The organism is uncultured Rothia sp., assembly GCF_916049665.1.
Taxonomy (GTDB): Bacteria; Actinomycetota; Actinomycetes; order Actinomycetales; family Micrococcaceae; genus Rothia.
Map to the genome: position 1 here is coordinate 1 of NZ_CAJZIE010000076.1, position 8,494 is coordinate 8,494.

Genomic DNA, 8,494 nt, shown 5'->3' on the forward strand with positions numbered 1-8,494 from the left:
CTAAGGAAAGGTACTCACCGATGAGTTTCACCAATATCACCTCTGATTACGAGCCTGAGTTCGGCAATTCGGCACCGAGCCGCGACAACGGTATTACCCACCCGGACCCTGTGCTGCTGTCCTCGATGACGAAGGCTCAGCGTGGCGCGGTGTGCCGCTACCTGGCTCGTTTTGCTGAGCTGGATGACGCGAAGATTTTCTATGCGTACGGTCATGCGGATGAGCTGGCTGCGAAGGAAGCGGCTCGCGGCGCGTACGTGTAAGGGTTTCTGCGCTCTGAAGCGGTGAGGCTGCACCTTCCGGATGTGCCCTCAGGGTGCCCGAGCTCTGCGAGGGTGGGTTCCCTGCGTAGGCGCGAAGGAAGTGTGTAGCGAACCGCCGCTGTGAACCGTTGCCGTAAGTTGCCCTTCCACGCCCATACCGCAAGCCGCATACGCCTACTGACAATCACAAACCAAATACGAGAATGCCGCCGCACCCTCCCGAGAACCGGGGGAGTGCGGCGGCATTTCTGTATCTAGCGCCGTATTTTAGCGCCGCGTCGTATAAGCCGCGCACGCTTTAGAGCCCGCGCACGACCTCCAGCAGCTTGAGCGCTGAGTCGCGCCAGGAGTAGCGGCGCACATCCGAGAGTCCATCAATGATGACGCGCTCGCGAACGGCGGTGTCCTCCAGGGAACGAATCGCCTTGACCCAGTCGGCGGCGTGCGCCTCCGGGGCACCGTCAACCGGCGCGAACACGGCGTGCGGCGCAATCTCACGGAAAATCGGGATGTCACTAATCACCGCCGGGCAACCAGCCGCCTGAGCCTCGACCACGGGCAGCCCGTAACCCTCCTCGCGGGAGGCAGTGACCAGGGCGTGCGCCTGGCGGAGCAGCTGCTGGTATTCTTCGTCGCTCACGCCGTTGTGCACCTCCACGTTCTCACCGATGAGGCGTTCGTCGGTGAGCTGCACCAGGCGCTGCGGCGGCATCTTTGACAGCAGGTGCAGGCGGTAATCCGGCAGGGAACGCATCGCCAGCAGCAGGGTTTCTACGTTCTTGTACGGCATGAACGAACCCATGTACACCAGGTGTTTGACGGGCTGCTCTTCGCGGGTGGTGGCGCGTTCCAGCGCGGTCTGGCGGGAGACGACGCTGCCGGGCTGCGGGGCGTTGGGCACCACGAACAGCGGCTTGGTGGTCAGCTCGTGCTCACGAATCAGTGAGGCGGTCGACTCAGAAACAGTCACGACCGCGTCGCCGTGATTGAGCAGGAAGCGCTGCGGGGTGTAGGTCTTGTGGAAGAGCCGCCAGCCCACGCGCACCGGTGCGGGCAGGAACCCGGGCGGGGTCGGGTGCGAGTAGTAGATGAGGTCGTGCAGGGTGAGGATCAGCTTGAATTTGCGTCCGGTGGAGCCGATGGTCTGCATGGGGGAGAACACTACGTCCGGCGCATACTTATTCAGCTGCAGCGAGGCGGTCGGTTCGAGCGGGCCGGTGGGCGAGCAGATTTTCACGTGCGGCAGGTCGGGCAGCATGTCCAGCTGACGCTCATCGCTAATGATCATGGTCAGGTCGAGGTCGGCGGCGGCCTCGTCACCGGTGTCGATGAGGGTTTTGAGCGCGCCCAACAGGGAGGCGGTGTAGCGGCTGATGCCGTCGTGGAAGCCGATACGGGTGTATCGGGCGTCAACCATGAGTTTCATGTTGGTTCCTTACTTCTCGTTCCCTGAGTGGTCGGCGGCGAAATCGGCGATGAGTTCCGCGGCGCGGCGAGGGGTTTCGTAGTGGATGAGGTGCCCGACTTCCGGGATCATGTCCAGGCGCTCGCGGGCGCCTGGCGAAGTAGCGGGCAGGTCGCGGGAGGTGAGCGTCGCGTACATGGCGCGAGCTGTTTCGGGGGTGCCCAGGTCGTCGTCTTCGGCAACGAGCATCTGCACCGGCACCCGGATAGCGGCGGCGTATTCGGCGGCGGTGTGCGTAATGGACGCCTCGTAGGCGCTGAGCACTCCGCGGCGGGAGCCGAAGGAGCCGAAGTAGGCGGCGTGCTGGCCGTTGATGAAGCGGCGCATTGCCTTGTCTTTGGTGCGCATCATGACTTCGCTGGAGGCGCGGGTAATCAGCTGCGAGCGCAGTAGCGGGTAGCCGATTTTTTCGGGGAGTGCCGCGCCGGCGCGGTAGTAGAGGGAGGCGAGGCGGGAGGCGACCCGCTGGCTACCTTCGAGGGCGGGTTCGCTAATCGGGTTGATGAGCGAGAGGAGCGCGAGCGAGTTCGGGTGTGCGGCGGCGAAGGCGCTGGTGACGATGGAGCCGAAGGAGTGGCCGACCACGTGCAGCGGCAGGGGGCGTGCATCCTCGCGGGCGGGGTTGGTGTGTTCCACGAAGTCGTTCAGCCACGCCACGTACGCGTTGATGTTGTCTTCGCCCAGGGTGTTTTCGGGCAGGTCTGCGGAGCGGCCGAAGCCGGGCAGGTCGGGGCTGATGATGCTGACGTTCGGGATGAGCTTCAGCAGGTAGTTCGCGATGATTTCGAGGCCGTGGTGGTCGCCGCGGAAACCGTGCACGAGTAGCACGGGGTAGGAGTCCTCGGGAAAGACACCGTCGTTCATGCCTTTGCCGTACTGCCAGTAGCGGGTCATGACCGCCTGCGCGCCGTCACCGATGAGGGCGTCGTGGCGGGTGCCGGGAATGAGCGGGCCGGGTACACCCTCAAGAACTGAGGTGTTGGGGGAGTCCGGGGTAACGGTGGAGGTCATGGGTACCTTTCGCGGGTTGGGTACTGGGACGGCAAAGTCCCGTTCTTAATTCTAGGGGAGAAGCCTGAAAGGGCTCTGAAACCCGCCCGCCGCATCGATAATCTCGCGGGTAATCGCGCGGGTGGTGCCGTCCATTTGGTAGTCGGGGCGGCCTCAACTCTGGCGCGGTGCGGGTTTCGCGTTACACTTGGAGGGTTAAGTTTTTATCAACCTGTCTTTATTTAAGGAATCGCTGTGTCTGCTCAGGTAGAGACCGAACGCAACGAAAATGCGTACGACTTCCGCGCGATGGAAGCCAAGTGGCGCCCCTACTGGGACGAAACGAAGGTTTTCCAGCCCACCGGTGACGCCCCCAAGGGCCGCAAGTATGTGCTGGATATGTTCCCGTACCCCTCCGGTGACCTTCACATGGGTCACGCGGAGGCATTCGCTATTGGTGACATGAACGCCCGCTACTTCAAGCAGTGCGGCTACGATGTTCTGCACCCGATTGGCTGGGACTCTTTCGGCCTGCCCGCTGAGAACGCAGCCATTAAGAACGACACTCACCCCAAGGAGTGGACGTACAAGAACATTGAGACTCAGGCTGAGTCCTTCAAGCGTTACGCTATTGCCGCTGACTGGAGCCGTCGCCTGCATACCTCGGACCCCGAGTACTACAAGTGGACTCAGTGGCTGTTCGAGCAGTTCTACAAGAAGGGCCTGGCGTACCGCAAGGACTCCATGGTCAACTGGTGCCCCAAGGACCAGACCGTGCTCGCGAACGAGCAGGTTGTGAACGGTGTGTGTGAGCGTTGCGGTACTACCGTGACTAAGAAGTCGCTGAACCAGTGGTACTTCAAGATCACCGACTATGCGCAGCAGCTGCTGGATGACATGGAGCAGCTGGAGGGCAAATGGCCCGACCGCGTGCTGCTCATGCAGCGTAACTGGATTGGTCGTTCTGAGGGTGCTGAGGTTCGCTTCGAGATTGAGGCGACCGAGGATCAGGCTGCTGAGTCCTTCACCGTGTTCACCACCCGCCCCGACACCCTGTACGGCGCAACCTTCATCGTGGTTGCTGCGGATGCGGCATTCGCCGAGCAGATCGTGGCACCCGAGCACAAGGCTGCCCTGGAGCAGTACCGCGAAGACATTAAGGCACTGAGCGATATTGACCGCCAGTCCTCCGACCGCGAGAAGACCGGCGTGTTCACCGGTCGCTACGCAATCAACCCGCTGACCGGCGCGAAGCTGCCCGTTTGGGCTTCTGACTACGTGCTGGCTGACTACGGTACCGGCGCGATTATGGCTGTGCCCGCGCACGACCAGCGCGACCTCGAGTTCGCTCTGAAGTTCGATCTGCCCATCGTGAAGGTCCTGGACGTTGAGGGTGCCGAGGATCCGGCTACCAGCGGTGTTGCCGCAGCTGGCGACGGCGTGCTCATCAACTCGGGTGAGCTGACCGGCCTGCCGAAGGCTGAGGCAATTGCTAAGGCTATTGAGCTGGTTGAGGCTGCCGGCACCGGTGAGGGTAAGGTCATTTACCGTCTGCGTGACTGGCTGCTGTCCCGTCAGCGTTTCTGGGGTACCCCGATTCCGGTGATTCACTGTGAGGATTGTGGCGAGGTTCTGGTTCCTGAGGATCAGCTACCGGTGCTGCTGCCCGATAACCTGCGCGGTGAGCAGCTGGCTCCTAAGGGCCAGTCGCCTCTTGCTGCAGCCGATGACTGGGCTATCGTGCCTTGCCCGAAGTGTGGCAAGCAGGCTCGTCGCGACTCGGACACCATGGACACCTTCGTGGATTCCTCCTGGTACTTCCTGCGTTACGTTTCCCCGAACTACGACAAGGCTCCTTTCGACCCGCAGGCTATGAGCGAGTGGGGTGCCGTCGACATGTACGTGGGCGGTGTGGAGCACGCTATTCTGCACCTGCTGTACGCACGCTTCTTCACCAAGGTTGTTCGCGACCTGGGCCTGATCAAGCACGATGAGCCGTTCAAGGCGCTCATGAACCAGGGTCAGGTGCTCAACGGCGGCAAGGCAATGTCCAAGTCGCTGGGTAACGGCGTGAACCTGGGCGAGCAGCTCGACAAGTTCGGTGTGGACGCTATCCGCACCACCATGATTTTCGCGTCCCCGCCCGAGGATGACGTGGACTGGGCGGATGTTTCCCCGTCCGGTTCGCAGAAGTTCCTGGCTCGCGCATGGCGTGTGGCTCAGGACATCACCAGCGAACCCGGCGTGGATGCAACCGCCGGTGACCTGGAGCTGCAGAAGCTGATTGCTCGCACCGTGCACGAGGTTCAGGGCCTGCTGGATAACGGCAAGTTCAACGTGGTTGTTGCTAAGACCATGGAGCTTGTGAACGCTACCCGTAAGGCTATCGACTCCGGTGCTGGCGCGGCTGACCCGGCTGTCCGCAAGGCTGCTGAGACCATCGCGATTCTGCTGTCCCTGTATGCACCCTACACCGCTGAGGACATGTGGCACGCTCTCGGCCACGACACCCCGGTTCTGACCGCGGGCTTCCCCGAGGTCGACCCGGCTCTGCTGGTGGATGACACCGTCACCGCTATCGTGCAGATTAAGGGCAAGGTCAAGGCTCGCCTGGAGGTTGCGAAGGATATTTCCGAGCAGGAGCTTCAGGAGCTGGCTCTGGCGGATGCCGCTGTTCAGCGTTCGATTGGTGACGCCGAGATCCGCAAGGTGATTGTGCGTGCGCCTAAGCTCGTGAACATCGTGATCTAAGCTTCTTAGATAAAGAAGTTTCTTAGATAAAGAAGTTTCTTAGATAAAGTACAAGCCCCGCTGTGCCTTCGGTTCGTTCTGCGGAACGTGCCGGAAGCGCGGCGGGGCTTTGCTGTACTGCGGTAGTGATGAGTGCCATAATGTTCAGGGAACGCTAGGAGAGGGTTCGTCATCGAATCAGGCACTGACGAACCGGAAGAAGGGTCGAAATATGGAGCGAGAGAACAAAGCAGAGAACCGCATTGCCGTGGTGACCGATAGCGCCGCCGCCCTCGACCCGGAGCTGGTGCAGCGCCTGAGCGCTCGCGGTAATTTTGTGATGGTTCCCATGCCGGTGACTATTCGCACGCCCGGTCAACCGGACCGCCAGCTGCAGGATTTGACCGCCGCCGAGGTGGATGAGGCGATTATGCTGGCGCACGTGATGGGTCAGACGGTGAGCACCTCCGGGCCTGCACCGGGCGTGTTCGCTGATGTGTATGACGAACTGGCGTCGCGCGGTTTTACGCACGTGGTGTCTGTGCACCTGTCCGGTGAGCTCTCGGGTACGGTGGAGGCGGCGCGCACCGGTGCCCGCCTGAGCCGCCTGGGTTCCGAGGGCGTAAGCGTGGTGGATAGCCGCACGGTCGCTGGCGCCTACGGTCACGCGGTGGTGCGCGCCCTGGAGGTGCTGAACTCTGCATCCGCCGGCTCGAGCGTTGAGTATCCGAGCCCCGCGCAGCTGGTGGACTACATTCAGTCCGTCTGCGAGCAGTCCACGCTCTACTTTTATATCCCGACCCTGGATGCGTTGCGCCGCGGTGGCCGTGTGTCCCCGGCGCTGGCGATGGTGGGGCAGATGTTCCAGATCAAGCCGATTGGCACGATCACCGAGGGCAAGCTGGCGTATGTGGAGCGTCCCCGCACTGCGGCGCGCGCCCTGGAGCGCCTGGTGGAGGTGACGGTGCAGACTTGCCGCGAGCATCGGCATGCGGCGGCGCTCAACTCTGCCTCCGCAAGCTCTACCGCCAACCCCGCTAATTCTTCTCTTAGTGCAGCCCCGCGCGGTGAGGTGGTTGCGGTACATCATGTGGGCAATGCGGCGCAGGCGGTGCAGCTGTACGAGCAGGTTCAGCAGATGCTGGGGGAGAGCTCCCTAGTTCATGAAGCCGCCGTTTCTTCGGCGCCGGAGTTTTTGGTGAGCGCGCTACCGCCGGTGCTGTCGGCTCATTCGGGGCTGGGCGCTGTGGCGCTGGTCGTTTATTAGGCTGGTTGTTTATTAGGATCCTGTACTAGCCGCCTATCCGCTGTGCCCAAAGTTCGTCCATGTAACATGTCCCCGCGCCGCGGGCGACACGAAACGCGACACGAAAACTGCGCGCCGGGGGTGTTTTTAGCCCGTTTTGAGCTGTGGTGTGTCTTACGTTGGGGTCGTCTGTTTTCGCGTGAGAATTTGCACTGCCCGTGAGTTCGAGGGACCTCTTTGAAAGCCATTCGCAAGTGAAAGGGTATTTTTTACCCTCACATTTTGCCTTGATATGGCGCGGTTTTCGACAAATGTGCGTTTGATGTGTGTTTATGTTGCCGTGACCGTATCGCAACATTTTCTAAGGGTGAACACAACGCAAACCAACAGAAAACAACGGGTTTTTGCCGGTTTTTATGGCGCAACTCACAAAAATTTCTCGATAGAACACACCAAAACACACACAAACTAGGGTAGGATTATTACCAACAACGGCGGAACGCACCGGGCAACATAGAGCACGGACGAATCCGACTAAACCAGAGCCTGCAAGGCATCGGATTCGTACACCGCCACCAACGCACTGACAAGGAGATACTCCAGTGACTGTACGCGTAGCAATCAACGGCTTCGGCCGCATCGGCCGCACCTTCTTCCGCGCAGCTCAGACCGAGGGCGTCGGCTTCGAGATCGTCGCAATCAACGACCTCACCGATGTTGAGACCCTGGCACACCTGCTCAAGTACGACTCCATCATGGGTCGCTTCAACGCAGAGGTCGAGGTCAAGGAAGGCGCACTGGTTGTTGACGGCAAGGAAATCAAGATCCTCGCTGAGCGCGACCCCCAGAACCTCCCCTGGAAGGACCTGGGCGTTGACGTAGTCCTCGAGTCCACCGGTTTCTTCACCGAAGGCAGCAAGGCAAAGGCACACATCGAGGCTGGCGCTAAGAAGGTTATCCTCTCCGCTCCCGGTAAGAACATCGACGGCACCTTCGTCATGGGCGTGAACGACGACCAGTACGATGCAGCTAACCACCACATCGTCTCCAACGCATCCTGCACCACCAACTGCCTCGCTCCGATGGCTAAGGTTCTGAACGATGCATTCGGCATCAAGCAGGGTCTGATGACCACCATCCACGCATACACCGCTGACCAGCGTCTGCAGGATGCTCCCCACCGCGACCTGCGCCGTGCACGCGCAGCAGCTGTGAACATGGTCCCCACCTCCACCGGTGCAGCAGCAGCTGTTGGCCTGGTTCTGCCCGAGCTGAAGGGTAAGCTGGACGGCTTCGCAGTCCGCGTTCCCACTATCACCGGCTCCATCACCGACCTGACCTTCACCGCTGAGCGCGAGGTCACCGTTGAGGAAGTCAACGCAGCAGTCAAGGCAGCAGCTGAGGGCCCCATGAAGGGCATCATCAAGTACAACGAGGATCCCATCGTGTCCAAGGACATCGAGGGTGAGCCCATCTCCACCGTCTTCGACGCACCGCTGACCAAGGTCATCGGCGACCAGGTGAAGGTTATCGCTTGGTACGACAACGAGTACGGCTACGTTGCACGCCTCGTGATGTTCACCAACAAGGTTGTGGCATCCCTCTAAGCCCCAATAGGCTTGCGACGCTCACCGAGTGTAAGCGTCACCCCGCGTAACTAACGCATAGTGAACCCCGGCACCACCGCATTAAGCGGGGGAGTCGGGGTTTGCTGTACCAAGACTCTTTTACAGGGGTCTTGAATAAAACCCTAAATAACGTATAAAAATACTATTTTCCGGGGCTCTTTTTGAGTCAAAA

At 60.8% G+C, this 8,494-nt stretch carries 6 protein-coding genes; 4 read left to right on the forward strand and 2 right to left on the reverse strand.

Going from position 1 to position 8,494, the window contains the following annotated elements; genetic code table 11:
• Positions 1–20 precede the first annotated feature (20 nt).
• Positions 21–263, forward strand: a complete 243-nt coding sequence (locus QZ540_RS07380) for a DNA mismatch repair protein (RefSeq protein ID WP_070688808.1) — start codon at positions 21–23, stop codon at positions 261–263.
• 298 nt (positions 264–561) lie between these two features.
• Here the strand turns inward: QZ540_RS07380 and QZ540_RS07385 are convergent, their stop codons facing one another.
• Entirely contained in the window at positions 562–1,689 is a 1,128-nt protein-coding gene (locus QZ540_RS07385) for a glycosyltransferase family 1 protein (RefSeq protein ID WP_005506156.1), read from the reverse strand.
• Between the two features lie 9 nt (positions 1,690–1,698).
• Positions 1,699–2,739, reverse strand: a complete 1,041-nt coding sequence (locus QZ540_RS07390; protein WP_294628837.1) for an alpha/beta hydrolase — start codon at positions 2,737–2,739, stop codon at positions 1,699–1,701.
• Positions 2,740–2,973: 234 nt separating this feature from the next.
• Between QZ540_RS07390 and leuS the strand changes: the two genes are divergently transcribed.
• The 3 genes from leuS to gap all read left to right on the forward strand — a co-directional run bounded on the left by leuS (position 2,974) and on the right by gap (position 8,301).
• Positions 2,974–5,469 (forward strand): leucine--tRNA ligase, encoded by a 2,496-nt coding sequence (gene leuS, locus QZ540_RS07395; RefSeq protein WP_294628839.1) that lies wholly within the window; start codon positions 2,974–2,976, stop codon positions 5,467–5,469.
• Positions 5,470–5,680: 211 nt separating this feature from the next.
• Positions 5,681–6,715, forward strand: coding sequence for a DegV family protein (locus QZ540_RS07400; protein WP_294628841.1), 1,035 nt, complete (start codon positions 5,681–5,683; stop codon positions 6,713–6,715).
• 581 nt (positions 6,716–7,296) lie between these two features.
• Entirely contained in the window at positions 7,297–8,301 is a 1,005-nt protein-coding gene (gene gap / locus QZ540_RS07405) for a type I glyceraldehyde-3-phosphate dehydrogenase (protein ID WP_005506148.1), read from the forward strand.
• Positions 8,302–8,494 lie beyond the last annotated feature (193 nt).

Excerpts from the sequence above, each read along its gene's own strand:
- QZ540_RS07380 (WP_070688808.1), top strand. The coding sequence starts at position 21 with ATGAGTTTCACCAATATCACCTCTGATTACGAGCCTGAGTTCGGCAAT.
- QZ540_RS07385 (WP_005506156.1), bottom strand. The coding sequence starts at position 1,689 with ATGAAACTCATGGTTGACGCCCGATACACCCGTATCGGCTTCCACGAC.
- QZ540_RS07390 (WP_294628837.1), bottom strand. The coding sequence starts at position 2,739 with ATGACCTCCACCGTTACCCCGGACTCCCCCAACACCTCAGTTCTTGAG.
- QZ540_RS07400 (WP_294628841.1), top strand. The coding sequence starts at position 5,681 with ATGGAGCGAGAGAACAAAGCAGAGAACCGCATTGCCGTGGTGACCGAT.